Consider the following 22064-nt stretch of genomic DNA (forward strand, 5'->3'; position numbering starts at 1 on the left):
AAACAGTCCATTTTGATCATTAGATTCACAAGAAAGATATTATTTTAGTTACAAACGTACATATTTTAGGAATCGATGAGCCCCTCTCTTCCATGATACGCGTATTGACAGAGCTTAATTTCATGATAGAGTATTCGATATAGTTAAATAAATTAGATATATCTAATTTCTTCGAAGAGAGGGTGACATAAATTAACCTATGGACAACATATCTGGCAAAATTAAAACGTTGCGTAAAGAAAGAAATTGGACATTAAAAGATTTGAGTCAAAAAACTGAATTATCCGGCGGGTTTCTATCGATGATTGAAAGAGGTTCATCCTCGTTAACCGTTACTTCTTTAAAAAAAATAGCTGATGCATTTGAGCTTGATATTAATCACTTTTTCGAAAAGCCTTTTGGAAATCCTAAGTATCATCGAAAGAGTGAGGATCAGAATTCATTTCAAGTTGATGGTTCGGAAACGACCTACACTCGTTTAAGTGGTAATTTTTCAAGTCGAAGATTAGAACCGTTAATCGTTCGTGTGAAACCGAACCAAAAAAAAGAGACTTCCTATGCTCATACAGGAGAAGAATTTTACTACGTGCTAAAAGGTGCTCTTCAATTTTTTATCGAAGACGAAGTATTTCTTGTTCGTGAAGGAGAATCGATTCACTTTCCTTCAATCATTGCACATGATTACGAAAATCCTTTGGACGAGGAAACGATTTTGTTAAGTGTATTAACGCCACCTATTTTTTAACTTTAGAGAAGTTGAAGGGAGATTCAAAGGATGAGAGTATCGACGGATGTTGGGGGAACTTTCACGGACTTGGTCTATGTTACAGAAGAAGGAGACATTGGCTTTTCAAAAAGTAATACGACGTCACCCAATTTTGAAGAAGGTGTTATGAACGTACTTGAAAAGAGTCAAGAATCACTTCAAGAAATTGAAACATTTATCCATGGAACTACAGTAATTATTAATACGTTAACAGAAAGAAAAGGCGTAAAAACAGGGCTAATTACGACAAAAGGTTTTCGTGATGTTTTGGAAATAGCGCGTGGAAATCGACCGGACTTATTCAATGTACGTTATCAAAAACCAAAACCGATTATCCCGCGTTATTTGAGAAGAGAAGTAGATGAGCGCTTAAATTATAAAGGGGATATTATTCAAAGTCTGAAAAAAGAAGACCTTGAGAAAATCATCCTAGATTTTAAGAAAGAGGCAGTTGAAGCGATTGCGATAGTATTTTTGCATTCATACAAAAATCCAGTTCATGAAATCGAAGCAGTTAAACTTGTTAAAGAACTGTGGCCTGAGGTATCGATTACAGCTTCATACGAGATTACGAAAGAATGGCGTGAATATGAACGAACGAACACAACTGCTATGAATTCGTATGTTAAACCAATTGCATCCTCGTATATCAATCGCCTTGAACAAAAATTAACGGATCGTAAAATTAATAAACAAAAATACATTATGCAGTCTAACGGGGGTACAACGACCTTTAGTTTAGCAAAAGAAGCGCCGATTAATATGGTAGAGTCTGGCCCAGTTGCAGGAGTATATGGAACAGCGCTGCTAGGTGAACTACTTGGAGAAGAAAATCTTATAGCTTTTGATGTGGGTGGTACAACCGCAAAATGTTCTTTAATTGAAAAAGGAAACGTAAGAGTCACAACGGACTATTACATTGAAAAAACAGAGAAGAGTGCGGGCTATCCGTTAAAAGTACCTGTAGTCGACATTGTGGAAATCGGAAATGGTGGTGGATCGATTGCATGGATTGATTCGATTGGTTCCTTACGTGTAGGTCCTCATTCGGCGGGGGCAAATCCGGGACCAATTGCTTATGGTAGAGGTGGAAGTGAACCAACGATTACCGATGCTAATTTACTGACGGGTCGACTTTCTGTTGCTAATTTCGAAAATCCTGTGGATCTCGAAATAATGAAAGAGATCGTCAATGAGAAAATAGCGAAAAAGTTTGATATGGATGTAGAAGACGCAGCTTTAGGCATTATTCGGTTGGCGAATTCGAATATGTTAAACGCTCTGAAACTGATATCTGTTCGAAAAGGGTATGACCCACGTGATTTTACTATGGTCGCATTTGGTGGAGGTGGTCCCTTGCATGCACCATTCTTAGCGAAAGAACTAGGTATAAAAAAGGTGATTGTTCCTATAGCTTCGGCTGTATTCTCTGCTTGGGGTATGCTCATGAGTGATTTAAGGCAAGATTTCATCCAAACTTTTCTACAGCGACTTGGACAATCGGATGTAAGCGAGTTGAATAATGAGTGGAATGTGCTCGAGCGACAGGCTAAGGAACAATTTATCCAAGAAGGCGTGAAAGAAGAACATGTTGTATTTTCTCGTTATGTAGATGCCAGATACGTGGGACAAGAACATACAGTAAAGGTCCCTGTAGCAGCGGGCGAATGGGGTAGTCATTCGATTACGCAGATTACTTCTGACTTCCACGCATTGCACGAGAAAAACTACACATTCAAATTAGAAGAATCAGATGTGGAGATTGTGAATCTTCATCTGACAACATTGGGGAAAATAAAGCGTCCTGAACTTAAGAAACTTGATTATGTAGAGGGCAATCAAGCTACTGCTGACTATGAAAGAGATGTGTACTTTGAGGAAGACGGATGGTTGTTGACCGAAGTTTATAACCGAAACAATTTGAAGCCAATGATGAAAATAAAAGGTCCTGCAATTATAGAGGATCAGATGACGTCGGTTCCATTATATCCAAAACAGGAACTTGAAGTAGATGTCTATGGAAACTTAGTTATTTACACAGAAAGGGTGGTTTAAATTGGAGAAAAAATTTGATCCATTCACTCTGGAAATTGTAAAAGATTCCTTAACTTCGATTGGGGAAGAAATGTTTTATACGCTCGGAAAAACATCGATGAGTCCGATAGTATACGAAGTTTTGGATTACGCTACGGGTTTAACAAATCCTGAAGGTTACTTGTTAACGCAGGGAAATGGTGTCACAGGTTTTATCGGAATGGTTAGTGCGATGGTTCAAGAATCTGTAAAAAAGTTTAAAGACGATATTCATCCAGGGGATATTATTATTATAAACGATCCATACAAAGGTGGAGGCTCTCATCTATCGGATGTCGGGTTAGTGATGCCTATCTATTACGAAGGTGAATTGGTTGCATTCTCTTCAAATAAGGCACATTGGACAGACGTTGGTGGAAAAGATCCTGGTTCATTTACAAACGATGCAACAGAGATTTATCAGGAAGGTTTACAGTTTCCTTGTGTAAAATTGTTTGAGGCTGGAAAAATAAATCAGCCTTTAATCGAAATAATTCAAGCAAATGTACGTTTCCCAGATCTGTCGATAAGCGATCTATGGGCACAAATTGCTTCACTACGAATCGGTGCAAAAAGATATCAAGAACTTTGTGATAAATATGGAAAAGAAACAGTTCAATATACAGCAGAATTATTGTTAGATCAAGGTGAACTGATTTCAAAAGAAAGCATTCGTTCTTTACCTAACGGGGAGTATTTTGCTGAAGACTTTATTGATTTTGACGGGCTTGGAAACGGACCATTTAAGGTGCAGGTAAAAGTCTCTATTTTAGACGACCAATTTATATGTGATTTTAGAGGGAGTCATCCTCAAGTTCCTGGCCCTGTGAATTGTTCCTATACAACACTTGTTTCGGATGTCCGTACAGTTTTCCTAGCGATCACAAATGAAGATCACCATATAAATGACGGGGTGTTTCGCCCGCTTGAAATTATTACTGATCCAGGTTCAATATTTTCTTGTGAACGACCAGCACCTACATCTGTTTACTGGGAAAGTGGTTCGATGGGCGCGGATTTAGTTTGGAAAGCGTTAGCGCATCTGCTACCTAAAAAACTCGGGGCAGGTCATTTTCTCTCTGTTTGTTCTGTTACGTTATCTGGAGAGCACCCGGATACAAAAGAACCTTTTTTAATTGTTGAACCGTCTTTGGGCGGTTGGGGAGCAAACAACGAAGAAGATGGAGTTAGAGCACAATTTTGTATTGGAGACGGGGAAACCTACAACGTTCCAGTTGAAATCGCAGAAGCAAGGTACGGAGTCATGGTAGATACGTATTCACTGAACACGGACGGAGCTGGAGCGGGTGAATTTGTCGGTGGTGCAGGTGTGATTCGTTCTTACCGAGCCTTATCAGACAATCAATTTGTATCGGTTACTTTTGGAAGGCATTTAAATCCTCCTTGGGGATTGAATGAAGGTGAAGACGGGTCTCCGAATCGGTTTTATATCGAGAAGAAATCGGGAGAGGTCGATGGACCCTTTGGCATTTACGCCCGTTATCCACTCAATGAAGGTGATGTAGTGAAGCTTGTAACAGGTACCGGAGGAGGATTCGGAAATCCTTTACAGCGTGATGTTGAACTAGTCCTAGCAGATGTGAAAAATGAATTTATTACGACCCAACAAGCAGAGACTATTTTTGGACTCATTATTGATGGTGAAACTCTAGAAGTACAGGAAGTGACAAAAGAAAGAGAAGCACATGATTGACAACTAAGGAGATGACTAGTTTGAAAATGTTAACGCAGCAAGAAGCAGAAGACATCCTGTACGGTGCAAGTGTTTATGGAACAGGTGGGGGCGGCGATTTTGAAGCAGGTCTCAAACTTGTTCAAAATATTTACCGAAATGGTAAGCATGTTAACATTATATCTTTAGAAGAAGTTGAAGATGACTGGTTTGTTGCATCTCCTTATTATGTTGGTTCTGTGGCGCCAGCAAAAAAAGAAGTAACTGAAAAATTAGCTAATCTAACACTGTCGACTAAGCACGTCTCCACTATTGCCGCCTTGACATTGGAAAGACATTTAGGAAAAAAGTTAAATGCAGTTATCGCGACTGAACTTGGTGCAAATATAGCGTGGGCAATGGAAGTGGCTGCAATCCTAGACATCCCTCTAATTGACGCGGACCCAGCTGGAAGGGCAGTTCCTGAACTATCTCATACAACATTCAATTTACACGATGTGTCGATTGCCCCTTTCGCGTTATCCAATCAATACGGTGAGGTACTTCTAGTAGAGGCAGTGGGAAATCACGATCGAGCGGAAGAACATGCACGTAGTTTTGCTATTTCATCTGGGAATTTTGCAGGTATATGTGATCATCCGGTCGATGGTAAAGTTCTTAAAGAATCTGTCATTGCGAATACAATCTTAAACTCTGAACAGATGGGTAGAGCGTTAAGAGAGGCGAATAGCCGAGGAGTTTCACCGGTAGATTCAATGATTAAAGTTGGGAAGGGAAATCAGTTGATTGAAGGAATCATCACTTCAGCGAATTGGGAGGATGTTGGTGGATTTATAGAAGGAGAAATTAACATTACTTCCTTTGAAGGTGGGGAGTTGTTAACGATTTGGTTCCGAAATGAATTTATGTACGCCCGCTCAAATGGTGAAATTATTGCGATCATCCCTGAACTAATAAGCGTCATCAACTTAGAAGACGGTTTGCCAATCTTAAACCCATCCTGCAAAGAAGGTATGAAGGTTGCAGTCCTAACATTTCCTGCACCAAAAATGTGGGAAACTGAAAAGGGCTTATCGCTTTATGGACCAGAATACATTGGCTTTGATCGTAGCATTTATTTAACATTACAAGAAAATAAGGAGGTTATGGGAAATGAAAATGAATAGACTATGGACATTACTAACGTTACTAAGTTTGGTGTTGCTACTTGCTGCTTGTAATAAAGACAGCTCAACTGATACGGATGAGAAAGGTACTGAAGATGGTGGAACAGAAGCGAGTGCAAAAGGCGGAGTGGCGATTTATGGTGCCCACGATGAAGTCATGGTATTTTGGGATCCGAGTGACAGTTACTCGAATGAAATTGTTGCGATGAACAATATGTATGAAACATTGCTTAGATACGACTCAAAAACAGAATCCTTTGATCCGATTCTAGCGGAGACATATGAGGTTTCTGAAGATGGACTTACTTGGACATTTAAATTAAAAGAAGGAGTTAAGTTCCATACAGGCAATGAAATGACAGCAGAATCTGCAAAAGAATCTTTTGAACGAACAATCGAGAGAGGCAAGGGTGCAGCATTCATTTGGGATTCTGTTGAACAAATTACAGCAACAGATGCATATACGCTCGAGTTTAAATTAAGTTACCCAGCTCCATTGGACACGATTGTAGCATCAGGTTATGCTTCTTTTATTTTTGATGCGAAATATGCTGAGGAAAATGGTGGAGAAGAGTGGTTCAATGAAGGGAACTCTGCTGGGACAGGCGCTTATTTACCAGAGAAATGGGAGCGTGGAAGTCAATTAATCCTAGATTCATTTAACGAGTATTGGGGCGGTTGGAAAGAAGAGAATTACCAAAAGGTAGTATTTAAAGCAATACCTGAAGCAAATACACGTTTGCAAATGGTTCAAAATGGTGATTTAGACTTTGTACAGCAAATGCCAAATGAGTTAATAAAATCATTGAGTGGCAACGATGAAGTATCTGTCGTTGAGACAGAAAGTTTCCAACAACTGATTATGCTTTTAAATACTGAAAAAGAACCATTTTCAAATCCAAAAGTTCGTCAGGCGCTTGCCTATGCGATTCCTTACGACAGTATTATTGAAGGTGTACTAGGAAATACCGTGACACAGTCGTTCGGTACGATTCCAAAAGGACTTTGGGGTCATGATAATACGCTACCTCAATATACGTATGATTTAGAGAAGGCAAAAGAATTATTAGAAGAAGCAGGTGTAAGTGGAGGCGACTTATCACTGACTTACCTTTCAGCTGATGAAGATGAAAGGCAAATTGCAGAATTAATGAAAATTGAACTTGCGAAGATCGGCTTTGATTTAGAATTAAAAGGTATGCTTTGGGATGCGCAGTGGGATTTATCGAAATCGACAGATCCAAATGCACGTCAAGATTTATTCTTTATGTACTGGTGGCCAGACTATGCAGATCCATATTCGTTTATGCAAAACTTATACGGTTCAGAAGATGAAGTCGTATTTAACCTTGCATATTATTCAAACGGGGAATATGACAAGCTAGTCGACGAAGCACAAAAAATTGCTGGACTTGACCGTGAAAAAGCAATCGATCTTTATAAACAAGCACAGAGCATTTTAGTCGAAGACGTCCCGGGTATTTCCTTATTTGATAAGAAATACATGCGCGTAGTAAGTAAGAGCTTTGGCGGTTATGAAGATAATCCAGCATATCCGAATGTCGTGTTTTTCCATAATACATTCAAAAAGTAGGTAATCATATGATTCGATTTATTTTTCGAAGACTCTTTCTAAGTATTTTTGTTTTATTCGGTGTCTCACTGATTACATTTATAATTGCGCGTGTAGTGCCATCAGAACCCGCGGCTCGGTGGATTGGCCCCCGAGCCACCGCTGAACAAATTGCGGCAGCGAAAATTGAATTGGGGTTAGATCAATCGATCCCACTTCAATATCTCTCCTATATGAAAGGCTTAATTACTGGGGATTGGGGAGTGTCGATTTCTTCCCATCAGAAAGTATTATCAGAGCTTCTAATATTCCTTCCTTCGAGTTTAGAAATTATCTTTGGAGGAATGTTGATTGCTTTAATCGTAGGTATTCCATTAGGCGTTTTAACCGCCGTTAAGAAAGAAACATGGATAGATCACTTAGCTAGGGGGATTAGTATAGCTGGTGTATCTGTACCAGCGTTTTGGCTAGCGATGATTTTGCAGTTAATCTTCTTTAAAACTCTAGGGTGGTTCCCATTAGCAGAGCGCGTTTCTACAGATGTTTCTTTACTTTATCCAATTGAGCGGATAACAGGATCCCATTTGGTAGATTCAATTATTCAGGGAAACTGGATATTTTTCAAAGATGCACTAAGCCATTCAATTCTTCCGATGTTAACGATGGCTGCTTTTCCATTAGGCGTAGTGACTCGAATGACTCGATCTTCAATGCTTGAAGTGATAGGTGAAGAGTATATGAGAGTAACGAAAGCATTTGGATTTTCTAGAAACATACAAATCTTTAAATATGCATTGAAAAACGCTATGGGTCCAACTCTCACATCTATGGGGTTAACATTTGCTTATGCATTAACAACGACATTTTTAATAGAGTCTGTTTTTTCATGGCCAGGCCTAGGATTGTATACGTCAAAGGCTATTTTGTCTTCAGATTTCCCAGTAATTATGGGCGTGACAATATTTGTAACTGCGGCGTATCTAATGATGAATTTATTTGTAGATTTATTCTTAGCTGTTCTTGATCCTAGAATAAAAGTAAATGCGGAATAGGAGGATGAAAAATGACCAATTTAAATCGAAATGTTTCTCCTCCTCCGCCTACTGAGCGAGTGTATCGTAAGAACATGTTAAAGGGGAACGTATTTCTAACTGAAGTTCAATACTTTTTTAAGACAAATAAGCTTGCTTATTTTGGGTTTTTGACAATTGTGGTATTAGGAATTCTAGCAATATTCGCACCGGTTATTGTACCGTATCCGAATGATGTGATTGCGGAAACGCACTTAGAAAAGAAATTTCTACCACCTAGTATGGCCCATTTTTTTGGCACAGATGAACTTGGAAGAGACTTGTTTAGTCGAGTTATATATGGAACGAGAATCTCATTTCAAATTGGACTAATTGCGATAGGCTTGGCAATTGCTATCGGTATTCCGCTCGGTTTAATAGCTGGATATTTTGGAAAATGGATAGATGAAGTAATTATGCGAGTTTCAGATGTATTTCTAAGCTTTCCACCTTTACTACTTTCAATTGCAATTGCTGCATTACTAGGCCCGTCCCTGACAAATATGATGATAGCCATTTCAATCTCATGGTGGCCGTGGTATACAAGGCTGATTCGCGGGCAAGTTGTTTCGTTGCGTGAACGTGGATTTGTAGAAGCAGCAAAAGCTTTAGGTGTCCCATCGTGGAAAATCATATTCCGCCATATTTTGCCAAACAGTTTAGCGCCAGTTATTGTTCAAGTATCTATGGATTTCGGTTCGATCATTCTTACCGCAGCTTCCCTTAGTTTTTTAGGCTTGGGCGCACAAGCACCACAGCCTGAGTGGGGGTTACTTGTTAATATCGGACGAAACTTTTTCTTGACGAATTGGTGGTATGTTACTTTCCCAGGATTATTTATTTTTATTACAGTCATGGCATTTAATTTCTTAGGTGATGGACTTAGAGATTACCTAGATCCAAAAACGCGTGAATCGTAATTTACAAAATAAAAGTGACGAGGGAAACCTAGTATTATGCGCATTTGAAAGTAAGGGGGGAGTAAACTGTGGATACGATACTAGATATGAAAGACGTCAAAGTAGAGATTGAAACCCGTTATGGCACGGAAACGGTTTTGGAGTTGGAGCATTTATCCATCAATCGATCTGAGACAGTTGCGCTTGTAGGTGAAACGGGTTCAGGTAAATCTATGACTGCGTCTGCTATTATGCAATTGTTTCCAACGAAAAAGGCGAAAATCACGAACGGCTCCATAGCATTTGAAGGTGAAGATTTACTACAGTTATCAGAAAAGAAGATGGGGAAAATTCGAGGGAAATCAATGACAATGATTTTCCAAGACCCTATGACTTCTTTAAATCCAGTTTTTCCAATTGGGGAACCAATGATTCGCATGATTGGTAAGCATTTAACAATGACAAAAGATGCTGCTACAGAAAAAGCAATAGATGTGTTGACATTCGTTGGTTTGCCGGATGCAAAAGGCGTATTGAAGCGATACCCCCACGAGTTAAGTGGGGGACAAAGGCAACGTGTAATGATTGCAATGGCCATGGCATGTAATCCGAAGTTGTTAATTGCTGATGAGCCAACAACTGCTTTAGATGTAACGATCCAAATGCAAATCCTTTTTCTACTCAACCAATTGAAGGAAACGCAAGGTACTTCAATTTTGTTTATCACTCATAATTTAAGCGTTGTTTCTCATATTGCAGATCGAATCGCAATTATGTATGGGGGGCATATTGTAGAAGCAGGACACACAAAAGATGTCTTCAAAAGTCCGAGACACCCCTATACTAAAATGCTAATGGAAGCCATTCCTAGAATTCATGAAACGAGGGAAAAACTACCCGTAATTGAAGGAATGATAGATCGTAATCTTCCGGGTTGTGTTTTTTCAAATCGTTGTCCAAATGCACAACCAGAATGTACTACAAAGGGAATGCCAAAACTAACAGACGCGGGAAATAATCATCAAGTCGCCTGTTACTTCCCAAATGAGGAGGTGCTTTAAATGACTGATTTACTTGAAATTAAACAGTTGAAAAAGTACTTTCCAGTAAAAACCGGTGTTTTTGGGAAAAAGAAATATGTTCAAGCAGTAGATGATGTTTCTTTTACGATTAAAGATGGAGAGTGTTTTGGACTTATAGGGGAATCAGGATGCGGAAAGAGTACTTTATCTCGGACGATTTTACGTTCCTACTCTCCGACAGAAGGCGAGATTCATTTTACTGGGAAAAACTTATTTGACTTGAATAAAACCGAAGAAATGAAAAGCCGGAAGGACATTCAAATGGTGTTTCAAGATCCCTATTGGTCTGTTAACCCACGGATGAAAATAGGGACGATTATCGAGGAACCACTCGAAACACACACATCCATGTCGAAGCTTGAAAAAGAGAAAAAGGCAAAAGAGTTATTGGTAGAAGTGGGTCTAAATGAAGATTTCTATTCACGATACCCTCACCAGTTAAGTGGTGGCCAACGTCAAAGGGTTGGAATTGCTCGTGCAATTGCCTTAGACCCAAAGTTTATTATTTTGGATGAACCCACATCGGCACTCGATATGTCTGTTCAAGCGCAGATTTTAAATCTATTGAAAGACCTTCAAAAATCGAAGGGCTTGACTTATTTGTTTATTTCACATGATTTAAGTGTTATTAAGCATATGTGTACAAGAGTTGCTGTCATGTATTTAGGAGAAATTGTGGAAATGGGAGATGTAGATACCATTTTTAATCATCCCGAGCATCCTTATACTCAGTTATTATTCAATTCACTCCCTACAATCGGACAATCAGATTTTACACTCACATTATTTGAAGGCGAAATGCCAAAAGCAATTGATCCTCCAAAAGGGTGTCGATTTGCATCACGGTGCCCGTATGTAGTTGAAGCATGTGGAAATAAGCAGGAGCTCCTACAAAGTGAGGGTGAACATTTAGTAAGGTGTCATCGTTCAGCTGAACTTGAATTAAGGAAAGACTAAACGATTCTTCAGAGCAATTGTAGAGCCTCTTGACCAGGAAATATGGTCGAAGAGGCTCTTTTTGGATGCTACTATTCCAATTATCCATGGTCATTCGTAGATGTGCTTCTGCTGAATGCGGTGTCTTCTGTTTTCATTCGCATTTATGATATACTAATTTGAAGCAATTGGTGAAAAGGACGGGTGTATGAATTATGAAAATTTCTACAAGAGGAAGGTATGGGCTAACTGTTGTTGTTGCACTTGGGAGCAAGTACGGTGAAGGTCCGATTCCTCTTAGGCAAATAGCGTTGGAACAATCGTTATCTGAAGCCTATTTAGAGCAATTAATTCCGCCACTTCGGAATAATGGAATTGTGAAAAGTGTGCGAGGTGCACACGGTGGTTATATGCTTTCAAGGCCGCCATCTGAAATTACTTCAGGCGATGTCATTCGCATATTAGAAGGGCCAATCCAACCTGTTGAAGGACTTGAAAACGGCGACATTCCTCAAAAGGAACTGTGGAAACGTATTGCTGAAGCAGTTCGGGAAGTACTAGATACAACTACAATTGAAGATTTAGTTCAATCGGAAACAGATTCCGATTCTGAAGGATATATGTTTTACATTTAGGTTCTGTTAAATAACTCTGTTGATAGTTGATCAATTATTTGTACACTTCTTGTAGAGTGGGAGGTGTGGAAATATCGCTTCGTCAACGTTTTTTAGCATAGCTAAAATAATGAACATTAATTGGTGATGGCCTCCCGTAGGAAGCCCGCCAGAAAGTTCACTGTCGGTCTTCCTACGGGAGGCTCACACTTGTCGCTTCTGCGCTGGGTCGATTTACTTCATGATTATTGCAGTACTAGGAGTGTAGCAATCATACTATTTGTACACTCCTAGTTGATTGAAGTGGAAGACGGCGACTCCGGGAGGACAGCCGGTCAGGTGAAACAACCAACGGGAGCGAAAGCCGTAACGAAGAACGGCTTTTGCGAACGGGTTGGTCCACCGCCTGCCCTCCGGAACGCGTCAGGGAAAGATTGAACTTTATCTTTCCGCTTTTCGGGTCTGAAACGGAAATCAACGTGTTAGATGCGCTCACTCCAGCACTATTGTGTACGAAGTATTATCAACATTATTATTTAACAGAGCTTACATTTAAAGGGGTTTTAATATGACAACAATTTATTTAGATCATGCAGCGACAACACCAGTGCATCCAGCTGTCATTTCAAAGTATACAGCTCTCTTAGGCGACCTTTATGGAAATCCTTCTAGCATCCATAGTTATGGAAGAGAAGCGCGCAAATGGTTGGACGTTGCGCGTAAAGTGATGGCGGAGTCCATTAATGCTTCACCAACGGAGATTATTTTCACGTCGGGAGGTACCGAGGCTGATAATCTTGCAGTATTTGGTACAACTGCTTCAATGAAAGAAAAGGGCAATCATATCATTACAACGAATATCGAACATCATGCCATCCTTAATTCATGTAAACAACTCGAATTAGACGGATTTGATGTCACCTATTTGGAAGTAAATGAAAACGGTCAAATTTCTGCGAAGCAAGTTCAAGAAGCAATGACTGAACAGACAATACTTGTAACAATTATGCTTGGAAATAATGAGGTAGGTACGATTCAACCAATCCAAGAAATCGGTGAAATCGTAAAAGACCACCAAGCAATTTTTCATACAGACGCTGTACAAGCATACGGTATCATACCGTTGGATGTAGAGAAACTTGGGGTAGATTTACTTTCGGTTTCATCTCATAAATTAAATGGACCTAAAGGCGTTGGCTTTTTATATCAGCGTAAAGGTATTGAAACTGCCGTCATTTCGCATGGCGGTGAACAAGAGAGAAAGCGTCGTGCTGGAACCGAAAACGTTCCCGCACTTGTTGCATTTTCTGAGGCGGTGAGCATCGCAGAACGTACAATGAATGAAAATACGTTACTATATAAAGAGTTTGAACAAATCCTATCAACTGTTTTTGAAAAAGAAGAGATTCAATTTCAATTTAACGTAACGAATGCCGAGAAACTGCCACATATTATAAACGTCAGCTTCCCTGGAACGGACATTGAATCCTTTTTAGTTAATTTAGATATGGCAGGGATATGTGTTTCGAGTGGATCAGCGTGTACTGCAGGCTCATTGGAACCGTCTCATGTTCTTTTAGCAATGTACGGTAATGGAGCACCACAACTACGGAATTCAGTCCGATTTAGTTTTGGATATGGACTCAATCAAGATCAAATTAAAGAAGCTGCACAGAAGACGGCTGAAATTGTCAATAGACTTGTGAAATAAGCGATACTTATCGTTCGAAAATGAGGATGAAAATTATGAATAAAACAAAAGCACCATCAGAAACACGCGTCGTCGTTGGAATGTCCGGCGGAGTCGATTCGTCAGTAGCAGCACTTTTGTTAAAAGAACAAGGGTATGACGTGATTGGGATATTTATGAAAAATTGGGATGACACAGATGAGTTCGGTGTTTGTACAGCTACAGAAGATTATGAAGACGTGATTAACGTATGTAATGATATCGGAATCCCTTATTATGCCGTCAATTTCGAGAAACAATACTGGGATAAAGTGTTTACTTATTTCCTAGAGGAATATAAAGCTGGAAGAACGCCGAATCCTGACGTAATGTGCAATAAAGAGATTAAATTTAAAGCGTTTATGGAACATGCCATGAGTTTAGGTGCGGATTATCTTGCAACTGGACATTACGCACAAGTCGTTCCTGTTGAAGGCGGCGTCGCAATGCATCGAGGAAAAGATGAAAATAAAGACCAAACCTATTTTCTCAATCAATTGACGCAAGACATGCTGCAAAAAGTAATGTTCCCGATTGGTCATTTAGATAAAGATGTCGTTCGCGAATTGGCTTTAGAAGCAGGACTTTCAACCGCGACAAAGAAAGATTCGACAGGCATCTGTTTTATTGGTGAGCGTAATTTTAAAGATTTTCTTGGGCAGTATTTACCTGCTCAACCTGGTGAAATGAAGACAATGAACGGAGAATCGATGGGGAACCATGACGGTCTTATGTATTATACAATCGGGCAGCGGCATGGTCTTGGAATTGGCGGAGCTGGAGATCCATGGTTTGTCATTGGAAAGGACCTAAAAAAGAATGTCCTTCTCGTAGGTCAAAACTTTCATAACGATGCTCTTTATTCCGATAGTTTAACGGCAATTGATGTGAGCTTTTCAACTGCTCGCAAAATGCAAAAAACGTTTACTTGTACGGCGAAATTCCGTTATCGTCAACCTGACACAGAAGTCACAGTTGAATTAACAGGTGAGGATACGGCAATCGTTCATTTCGAAGAGCCTGTCCGTGCGATTACTCCTGGCCAAGCGGTCGTCTTTTATGATGGCGCAGAATGTCTAGGCGGAGGCACGATTGATACGGTGATTAAAAACGGTAAGCAACTTGATTACGTAGGGTAAGGGGAATGAAGATATGAAACATAATGAAGTAGGAATTGCGGCTTTACAAAAAGGTGAATATGAAAAAGCTGTTGAAGCCTTTATGAAAGCGATCGAGGAAGTCCCAAATGATGCAGTCGGTTATATTAATCTAGGAAATGTCTTTGCTTCGCTTGGTGACGCAGAAAAGGGAGAACCATTTTTCCAACAGGCCATCGTTTTAGATCCTGAAGCAGGAACTGCCTATTACGGACTAGCCAACCTTTATTTTAATAATGAACGCTATAAAGAAGCGGCTAAGTTATACGAGCAAGCGATTCGTAAAGGGGTAGACCAGGCGGATGCGCATTTTATGCTTGCAAAAAGCTTAGAGCGTATGGATAAGGCGAAGTTGGCATTGCCTTATTTTCAGCGGGCAGCAGAACTCTCACCAGAGGACTTAGAAATCAGGTTGTCTTTCGGAATTAGTCTAGCGAATCTTGAACTATTTACGGAAGCTGAAAACGAATTTCGCTTTATTATAGAAAAAGATGAAACGAATGCGGATGCCCATTACAATTTAGGTTTCCTGTATGCTGTATCTACGGACAAAAAAGATGTAGCGTTAATGCATTTAAAACAAGCTTTTACTTTAGAGCCTGATTATGAGCAAGCGAGATATATTCACGATATGATTTTACAAAGCGAATAAGGGGGAGTTGACTATGGAAGAATTAGAAGAGATATTTCTGCTTGGCAGACCTGTTGTGACGATCTTCCATAATCCCGACAATCTTTTTACAATCGCTAAGTTAAAAATTCGGGAAACGAATAGTGGGTATGATGATAAGGAGATTATCGTGAAGGGGAATTTTCCACAACTTTCCCCTGACGATGACTATAAATTTACAGGTCGTCTAGTCAAACATCCGACATATGGTGCGCAGTTTGATGTACATACGTTTGCGAAAGAAATGCCCGCCACAGAAACGGGACTTATTCATTATTTATCCGGAGATTTATTTCCTGGAATTGGGATGAAAACAGCCCAAACGATTGTAAAAACACTTGGAAACGAAGCAATCCAGAAAATATTAGATGATCCATCTGTTTTGGACACTGTTCCGAGGCTTTCTGATGAACGTAAAGAAACGCTGGTCTCTGTACTTGAACAAAATATGGGATTAGAGCGAACAATTATCCAGTTGAATGAATGGGGTTTTGGCCCGCAAATTGCTATGCGTATTTATCAAGCATACAAAGAGGAAGCCTTATCTATTTTAACTAAAAACCCCTATCGACTCATTGAGGAAATCGAAGGCGTTGGATTTCAACGTGCGGACGAATTAGGAAAGCACTTAGGAATTACAGGGGATCATCCATCTAGAATCAAGGCTGCAATTCTCCACTCGATGAATCAAGCAGTGCAATCGGAAGGACATGTCTATTTAGAAGGTGAGTTTCTACTCCCAGAGGCTAAACGTCTTTTAGAAACGAGTCAATCGGTAGAAATTCCGTTCAATAGTATTTCGGAGGCAATTATTCAATTGGTAGAAGAAAGCAAGCTGTCGGCAGAAGGGCAACGACTTTACATGCCATCGCTTTATTTTTCTGAATTAGGGTTTGCTGCAAAAATCAGCCGTATTTTGGAAAATGAACTGGATGACCAGTTTCCTGTTTCTGAAATTCGGAAAGCAATAGGCGAAGTAGAAGAACGTTTGGAAGTAAATTACGCTGAAACGCAAGTATCAGCAATTGAAACGGCGCTTCATTCACCTGCTATGATTCTTACCGGTGGACCCGGTACTGGGAAAACTACTGTTATTAGAGGGTTTGTTGAAGTGTTTGCTGAATTACATGGCTTCCCGTTGGATCCTGCGGAATACGCCAAGAAACAAGAAAAGTTTCCGATTATATTAGCTGCACCAACCGGGCGTGCCGCCAAACGAATGTCAGAATCAACTGGATTGCCTGCAATGACCATTCATAGGCTGCTTGGCTTTACTGGACAGGAAAAAGATGAGGAGACCGAACGTGAAATCGAAGGGCGACTCGTTATCATCGATGAAATGTCCATGGTGGATACGTGGTTAGGCCATCAACTGTTGAAAGCTCTGCCTAATGATATTCAAATATTATTTGTAGGTGACCAAGATCAGCTACCATCTGTTGGACCCGGTCAAGTTTTGAAGGATATGCTCGACTCTGGGAAAATACCCGTTATTGAATTAACGAAAATATATAGACAGAGTGCAGGATCTACTATTATTGATATGGCTCATATGATTAAGCGTTCTGAATGGTCCGATGAATTATTTACAAAAACATCAGATCGTTCCTTTGTTAAGGCCGGAAGCAACCAAATTCTTGAAGTTGTAGAGCAAGTTGTGAAAAACGCAATTTCAAAAGGCCATCACATTAAAGAAATACAAGTGCTGGCCCCAATGTACAGAGGTCCAGCTGGAATCGATGGTCTTAATACTATGATTCAAGCATTGGTTAATCCACCAGGTCCGAATCGAAAAGAAGTTACGTTTGGTGATACAGTTTACCGAATTGGTGATAAAGTACTTCAATTGGTAAATCAACCTGAAAGTAATGTGTTTAATGGCGATATGGGGGAAGTTATTGCGATTTTTAAAGCGAAAGAAACCGTTGATAAAAAAGAGCAACTAGTTGTCTCTTATGACGGTATCGAGGTAACCTATGAACGTAGCGACTTAAATCAAATTACGCTTTCTTATTGCTGTTCCATCCATAAATCGCAAGGCAGTGAATTTCCCATTGTGATCATGCCAATCGTTCGTGGCCACCGTAAAATGTTGAAGAGAAATCTTTTGTATACAGGTATTACACGCGCAAAGAACTTTCTAATTTTATGCGGCGAACCAGGGGAATTTAAAGCAGGTATTTCACGATCAGATGAATTAGCGAGACAGACGACATTGAAAGAGCGTTTGAATGGCGAGGTTATCGAGATTGAAGCGGATTCTGAACCTGCTGCTGAAAAAGATGTGGAGACAAGTGTTCCTAAGAAAAATCAAACTACTCCAGCTGTTTATGAACTTACAGCAGAGAATTTTATAACGATTGATCCCTTAATTGGAATGGATGGAATTACACCTTATACATTTTTTGAAGCTTCTGATTGACAGCAACGCTAAATTTTCTTATAATCCTTGTAATCATTAATGTAAAACGTTGACGGAGAAAGTAAGTATATTGACACGTACAGAAAGAAGCCCCTAGGCTGAAAGGGTTTCCGTGAATGCATGCTGAAAGCTACTCCCGAGTGCAGTTAACACTGCCGTCCGCCGCGTTAAGGCAACCAGAGATACCAACTATTTTTTGTTTGGTAATTAGGGTGGTACCGCGAAAGTAAATCTTCGCCCCTTGTATACATGGGGCGGGGATTTTTTGTTTTTTATTAGAGGAGGAAATCACATGAAAAAATTATCATCATCTGAAATTCGTTCGTTATTTTTACAGTATTTTAAAGAAAATGGCCACAGCATCGAACCGTCTGCACCACTTGTACCAATCGATGACGCTTCTCTACTTTGGATTAACAGTGGAGTAGCCACACTTAAAAAGTATTTCGACGGTCGTGTTGTGCCTGAAAACCCACGTATTGTGAATGCGCAAAAGTCAATTCGTACAAACGACATCGAAAACGTTGGTAAGACAGCACGTCACCACACGTTCTTTGAAATGTTAGGGAACTTTTCAATCGGAGATTACTTCAAAGAAGAAGCTATTATACGGGCATGGGACTTTCTTACAAATGAAAAGTGGATTGCCTTCAATCCGGTGCTTTTATCGGTAACTGTTCATCCAGAAGACGAGGAAGCTTATGCAATATGGAGAGATAAAATTCAACTTCCTGAAGAACGTATCATTCGACTTGAAGGAAACTTCTGGGATATCGGGGAAGGTCCAAGTGGTCCGAACTCAGAAATCTTCTATGATAGAGGACCTGAATATGGGGATGATTTTTCAGATCCAGAACTTTATCCTGGTGGAGAAAATGAGCGCTACTTAGAGATTTGGAACCTTGTATTCTCGGAATTTAATCACAATCCAGACCATACGTATACACCACTTCCGAAAAAGAACATTGATACAGGAATGGGTCTTGAGCGAATGGCGTCTGTTATTCAAGATGTACCAACAAATTACGATACCGACTTATTCATGCCGATTATTGGTGAAATTGAAACGGTATCAGGCGAGAAATATGGCAAGAACCCAGACAAAGATATGGCATTTAAAGTCATCGCAGATCATATACGTACAGTTGCATTCTCTATAGGTGATGGAGCGCTTCCATCAAATGAAGGTCGCGGGTATGTATTAAGAAGATTGCTTCGTAGAGCCATACGATTTGCGATGAAATTAGGGATTAACCGTCCATTTATGTACAATCTAGTCCCAATAACAGGAAAGATTATGGAAGACTTTTATCCTGAAGTGTCTGCTAAACATGAATTTATCATGAAAGTAATCAAAAATGAAGAGGAGCGTTTCCACGAAACACTTTCAGATGGTATGACATTGCTATCAAGTGTCTTTGAAAAAGCAAAATCTCAGAAATCATCCGTCGTTTCGGGTGAAGAAGCATTTCGTCTTTATGACACATATGGCTTCCCGTTTGAGTTAACAGAAGAATTTGCAGAAGAAGCTGGTTTTACAGTGGATCGCCAAGGTTTCAATGAAGAAATGGAAAGCCAACGAAAACGTGCACGCGCTGCTCGTCAAGATGTTGACTCAATGCATGTTCAATCAGGTGTACTCGGTGAAATTCATGTTTCAAGTGAATTTATCGGGTATGAAAACCTTCAGGGTGAAGCAACAATCGTTACGTTATTGCAAGACGGTCATGAAGTAGAAAGTGCTTCGGAAGGTGATGAAGTTCAGTTCATCCTTGATAAGACACCGTTTTACGCTGAAAGTGGTGGACAAGTAGCTGACAAAGGAACGATTTCAAACGATGCATTCCTAGCAGATGTCAAACACGTTCAAAAAGCGCCAAATGGACAAAATTTACACACTGCTGTTGTTCGTTCTGGGGAACTAACTAAATCAGGTACTGTAATTGCAGAAGTCGACTCCGGCGATAGAACATTAACAGTTAAAAACCATACGGCGACACATCTTCTTCACAAAGCATTGAAAGAAGTGCTTGGGGAACATGTGAACCAGGCAGGATCCTACGTTGGCCCCGACCGTTTACGTTTTGACTTTTCACATTTTGGACAAGTAACAAAAGAAGAATTGGAAAAGATTGAACAACTTGTGAACGAACGAATTTGGGATGATATCTCAGTTGTAATTGATGAAAAACCGATTGCAGAAGCAAAGGAAATGGGAGCCATGGCTTTGTTTGGTGAGAAATATGGCGATGTTGTTCGAGTTGTGTCGATTAATGACTATTCAATCGAACTGTGCGGCGGATGTCATGTCGAATCGACGTCAAATATCGGTTTGTTTAAACTTGTTTCAGAAACTGGAATAGGCGCAGGTACACGTCGTATAGAAGCGTTAACAGGTAAAGGAGCTTATCGTTACTTTAAAGAGGAAGAATTAGTCCTCGAGCAAGCAGCAGCACTCGTTAAGTCGAATACAAAAGAACTGGTTGCGAAAATAGGTTCTGTGTTATCCGATATGAAAGAATTGCAACGCGAAAATGAGTCACTTTCTTCAAAGCTTGGCAATAGTCAATTGACTGACTTACTTGCTACGGCACAGCAAATTGAAGACGTTACGGTTATTTCAGCACGTGTCGATGTAAAAGACAATAATGCTCTTCGTCAAATGATGGATGAAATGAAGCAAAAAGTGTCTAAAGGTGTTATTGTTTTAGGTGCTGCTTCAAATGGAAAAGTACTTCTCATTTCAGGAGTTACAGAAGATTTGAAAACAGGGAACTATCATGCAGGTAAGATCGTCAATCATGTAGCGGTGCAATGCGATGGAAAAGGCGGAGGTCGACCTGATATGGCTATGGCAGGTGCGAAAAATGTTGCAAAACTTGATGATGCCCTGCAATCAGTGTATGATTATGTAAAATCTGTTTAAGCCCATCACATCACTAAATTTAAGGGATGGCTTATTTGATACGATATCACTTATCGGGTATAATAAAATTGTTATATTTTCGGTAATGTGGGCCGGGAAATAAGAAAGCGGGGTATCGCTAATGGATTCACACGACAAGACGATGAAGTTCAATTTTCCAGAAGAATCGATGGAACAAGAAGTGAAGCAGGTTATGCTTCATGTGCACAAAGCACTAGACGAGAAAGGCTACAATCCAATCAATCAAATTGTTGGTTATCTTCTCTCTGGTGACCCTGCATACATTCCTCGTCATGAAGATGCTCGTAATCTAATCCGTAAGCTGGAGAGGGATGAAATCCTTGAAGAGCTTGTGAAGTTTTATGTCCGTGAAAACGGAGGTAAAATTGGTTGAGAATAATGGGTTTGGACGTTGGTTCTAAAACGGTCGGAGTAGCAATCAGTGATGCACTTGGGTGGACTGCTCAAGGTATCGAAACGATTAAGATTGATGAATCGATCGAGAATTTTGGGATGACAAGAATTAACGAACTAGTCTCTGAGTATGAAGTGAGCGGATTTGTTGTCGGTTATCCGAAAAACATGAATAATACTATAGGACCAAGGGGTATTGCTTCCGAGGAATATGCTGAACTTCTTAAAGAGAAATTCAATCTCCCTGTGACACTTTGGGATGAAAGACTTACGACAATGGCTGCTGAGAAAACATTGATTCAGGCAGATGTAAGTCGAAAGAAAAGAAAGGCCGTAATTGATAAAATGGCGGCAATCATGATCCTTCAAGGGTATCTTGATTTAAAAAATAGATGAGGTGAATAGAATGGACCACGGACAAGAAACAATGACAATCGTAGATGAGAATGGCGCAGAGCACGTATGTGAAGTGATTTTTACATTTGAATCAGAGGAGTATGGCAAGTCATACGTTCTTTATCATATTTTAGGCGATGAAAAAGAAGATGACGATGAAGAAATTGAAATTCATGCATCAGCATTTATGCCTTCAGAAGACAATCAAGACGGCGAACTAATGCCGATTGAAGACGATGAAGAGTGGGAAATGATCGAAGAAATGTTAAACACATTCCTAGCAGAAGAAGACGAAGAGTAAAAAATACGCACACGGACGAAATGGTGCACAACCATTTCGTCTTTTTCATTGTCTAACCGCTATTGCATTGGTGTAATAAAGGTTTCAATAATGATTAAAGCAGGGTAAAATCACGTATCTCCTAAATCTTCGATATTTTATACTTTTATACATGGGGCACTTTCGCTCTTTTTATTA

General features: G+C 39.9%; 18 protein-coding genes and 1 other annotated feature. All 18 genes read left to right on the plus strand.

The window, feature by feature from the left end; genetic code table 11:
- Positions 1–199 precede the first annotated feature (199 nt).
- Positions 200–745 carry a helix-turn-helix domain-containing protein gene (locus tag ACXYMX_RS10560; protein WP_459044193.1) on the plus strand — a complete coding sequence of 182 codons (546 nt, stop codon included), beginning with the start codon at positions 200–202 and terminating at the stop codon, positions 743–745.
- 30 nt (positions 746–775) lie between these two features.
- On the plus strand, positions 776–2821 hold the full coding sequence (locus ACXYMX_RS10565; RefSeq protein ID WP_459044194.1) for a hydantoinase/oxoprolinase family protein: 2046 nt from the start codon (positions 776–778) through the stop codon (positions 2819–2821).
- Between the two features lies 1 nt (position 2822).
- On the plus strand, positions 2823–4553 hold the full coding sequence (locus tag ACXYMX_RS10570; protein ID WP_459044195.1) for a hydantoinase B/oxoprolinase family protein: 1731 nt from the start codon (positions 2823–2825) through the stop codon (positions 4551–4553).
- Between the two features lie 26 nt (positions 4554–4579).
- On the plus strand, positions 4580–5698 hold the full coding sequence (locus tag ACXYMX_RS10575; protein WP_459044249.1) for a DUF917 domain-containing protein: 1119 nt from the start codon (positions 4580–4582) through the stop codon (positions 5696–5698).
- Positions 5685–7292 carry an ABC transporter substrate-binding protein gene (locus ACXYMX_RS10580; RefSeq protein WP_459044196.1) on the plus strand — a complete coding sequence of 536 codons (1608 nt, stop codon included), beginning with the start codon at positions 5685–5687 and terminating at the stop codon, positions 7290–7292. The genes ACXYMX_RS10575 and ACXYMX_RS10580 overlap by 14 nt, the downstream gene beginning before the upstream one ends.
- Positions 7293–7300: 8 nt before the next feature.
- Positions 7301–8323: an ABC transporter permease gene (locus tag ACXYMX_RS10585; protein WP_459044197.1), complete on the plus strand. Its 1023-nt coding sequence runs from the start codon at positions 7301–7303 to the stop codon at positions 8321–8323.
- A gap of 11 nt (positions 8324–8334) precedes the next feature.
- Positions 8335–9261, plus strand: coding sequence for a nickel transporter permease (nikC, locus tag ACXYMX_RS10590; protein ID WP_459044198.1), 927 nt, complete (start codon positions 8335–8337; stop codon positions 9259–9261).
- 68 nt (positions 9262–9329) lie between these two features.
- Positions 9330–10301 (plus strand): ABC transporter ATP-binding protein, encoded by a 972-nt coding sequence (locus tag ACXYMX_RS10595; protein ID WP_459044199.1) that lies wholly within the window; start codon positions 9330–9332, stop codon positions 10299–10301.
- Entirely contained in the window at positions 10302–11279 is a 978-nt protein-coding gene (locus ACXYMX_RS10600) for an ABC transporter ATP-binding protein (protein ID WP_459044200.1), read from the plus strand.
- Between the two features lie 194 nt (positions 11280–11473).
- On the plus strand, positions 11474–11893 hold the full coding sequence (cymR, locus tag ACXYMX_RS10605) for a cysteine metabolism transcriptional regulator CymR (protein WP_459044201.1): 420 nt from the start codon (positions 11474–11476) through the stop codon (positions 11891–11893).
- A 547-nt stretch (positions 11894–12440) separates the two neighbouring features.
- Positions 12441–13583, plus strand: coding sequence for a cysteine desulfurase family protein (locus tag ACXYMX_RS10610; RefSeq protein ID WP_459044202.1), 1143 nt, complete (start codon positions 12441–12443; stop codon positions 13581–13583).
- 35 nt (positions 13584–13618) lie between these two features.
- Positions 13619–14740, plus strand: coding sequence for a tRNA 2-thiouridine(34) synthase MnmA (gene mnmA / locus ACXYMX_RS10615; protein ID WP_459044203.1), 1122 nt, complete (start codon positions 13619–13621; stop codon positions 14738–14740).
- A gap of 13 nt (positions 14741–14753) precedes the next feature.
- On the plus strand, positions 14754–15410 hold the full coding sequence (locus tag ACXYMX_RS10620; RefSeq protein ID WP_459044204.1) for a tetratricopeptide repeat protein: 657 nt from the start codon (positions 14754–14756) through the stop codon (positions 15408–15410).
- A 13-nt stretch (positions 15411–15423) separates the two neighbouring features.
- Entirely contained in the window at positions 15424–17850 is a 2427-nt protein-coding gene (gene recD2, locus ACXYMX_RS10625; RefSeq protein WP_459044205.1) for an SF1B family DNA helicase RecD2, read from the plus strand.
- Between the two features lie 40 nt (positions 17851–17890).
- Positions 17891–18095: a binding site (T-box leader), on the plus strand.
- 47 nt (positions 18096–18142) lie between these two features.
- The gene (gene alaS, locus ACXYMX_RS10630; RefSeq protein ID WP_459044206.1) at positions 18143–20776 is read left to right on the plus strand and encodes an alanine--tRNA ligase; all 2634 of its coding nucleotides are present in this window, start codon (positions 18143–18145) and stop codon (positions 20774–20776) included.
- Between the two features lie 121 nt (positions 20777–20897).
- Positions 20898–21170, plus strand: a complete 273-nt coding sequence (locus tag ACXYMX_RS10635; protein WP_459044207.1) for an IreB family regulatory phosphoprotein — start codon at positions 20898–20900, stop codon at positions 21168–21170.
- Positions 21167–21586, plus strand: coding sequence for a Holliday junction resolvase RuvX (ruvX, locus tag ACXYMX_RS10640; RefSeq protein WP_459044208.1), 420 nt, complete (start codon positions 21167–21169; stop codon positions 21584–21586). Before ACXYMX_RS10635 ends, ruvX begins: the two co-directional genes overlap by 4 nt.
- Positions 21587–21596: 10 nt before the next feature.
- Positions 21597–21887 carry a DUF1292 domain-containing protein gene (locus ACXYMX_RS10645; RefSeq protein ID WP_459044209.1) on the plus strand — a complete coding sequence of 97 codons (291 nt, stop codon included), beginning with the start codon at positions 21597–21599 and terminating at the stop codon, positions 21885–21887.
- The last annotated feature ends 177 nt before the right edge of the window (positions 21888–22064 follow it).

The organism is Sporosarcina sp. CAU 1771 (assembly GCF_054482775.1).

Bases quoted from the DNA above. Each gene is read 5' to 3' on its own strand.
- ACXYMX_RS10560 (WP_459044193.1), top strand. From the start codon at position 200: ATGGACAACATATCTGGCAAAATTAAAACGTTGCGTAAAGAAAGAAAT.
- ACXYMX_RS10565 (WP_459044194.1), top strand. From the start codon at position 776: ATGAGAGTATCGACGGATGTTGGGGGAACTTTCACGGACTTGGTCTAT.
- ACXYMX_RS10575 (WP_459044249.1), top strand. From the start codon at position 4,580: ATGTTAACGCAGCAAGAAGCAGAAGACATCCTGTACGGTGCAAGTGTT.
- ACXYMX_RS10580 (WP_459044196.1), top strand. From the start codon at position 5,685: ATGAAAATGAATAGACTATGGACATTACTAACGTTACTAAGTTTGGTG.
- ACXYMX_RS10585 (WP_459044197.1), top strand. From the start codon at position 7,301: ATGATTCGATTTATTTTTCGAAGACTCTTTCTAAGTATTTTTGTTTTA.
- nikC (WP_459044198.1), top strand. From the start codon at position 8,335: ATGACCAATTTAAATCGAAATGTTTCTCCTCCTCCGCCTACTGAGCGA.
- ACXYMX_RS10600 (WP_459044200.1), top strand. From the start codon at position 10,302: ATGACTGATTTACTTGAAATTAAACAGTTGAAAAAGTACTTTCCAGTA.
- cymR (WP_459044201.1), top strand. From the start codon at position 11,474: ATGAAAATTTCTACAAGAGGAAGGTATGGGCTAACTGTTGTTGTTGCA.
- ACXYMX_RS10610 (WP_459044202.1), top strand. From the start codon at position 12,441: ATGACAACAATTTATTTAGATCATGCAGCGACAACACCAGTGCATCCA.
- mnmA (WP_459044203.1), top strand. From the start codon at position 13,619: ATGAATAAAACAAAAGCACCATCAGAAACACGCGTCGTCGTTGGAATG.
- ACXYMX_RS10620 (WP_459044204.1), top strand. From the start codon at position 14,754: ATGAAACATAATGAAGTAGGAATTGCGGCTTTACAAAAAGGTGAATAT.
- recD2 (WP_459044205.1), top strand. From the start codon at position 15,424: ATGGAAGAATTAGAAGAGATATTTCTGCTTGGCAGACCTGTTGTGACG.
- alaS (WP_459044206.1), top strand. From the start codon at position 18,143: ATGAAAAAATTATCATCATCTGAAATTCGTTCGTTATTTTTACAGTAT.
- ACXYMX_RS10635 (WP_459044207.1), top strand. From the start codon at position 20,898: ATGGATTCACACGACAAGACGATGAAGTTCAATTTTCCAGAAGAATCG.
- ACXYMX_RS10645 (WP_459044209.1), top strand. From the start codon at position 21,597: ATGGACCACGGACAAGAAACAATGACAATCGTAGATGAGAATGGCGCA.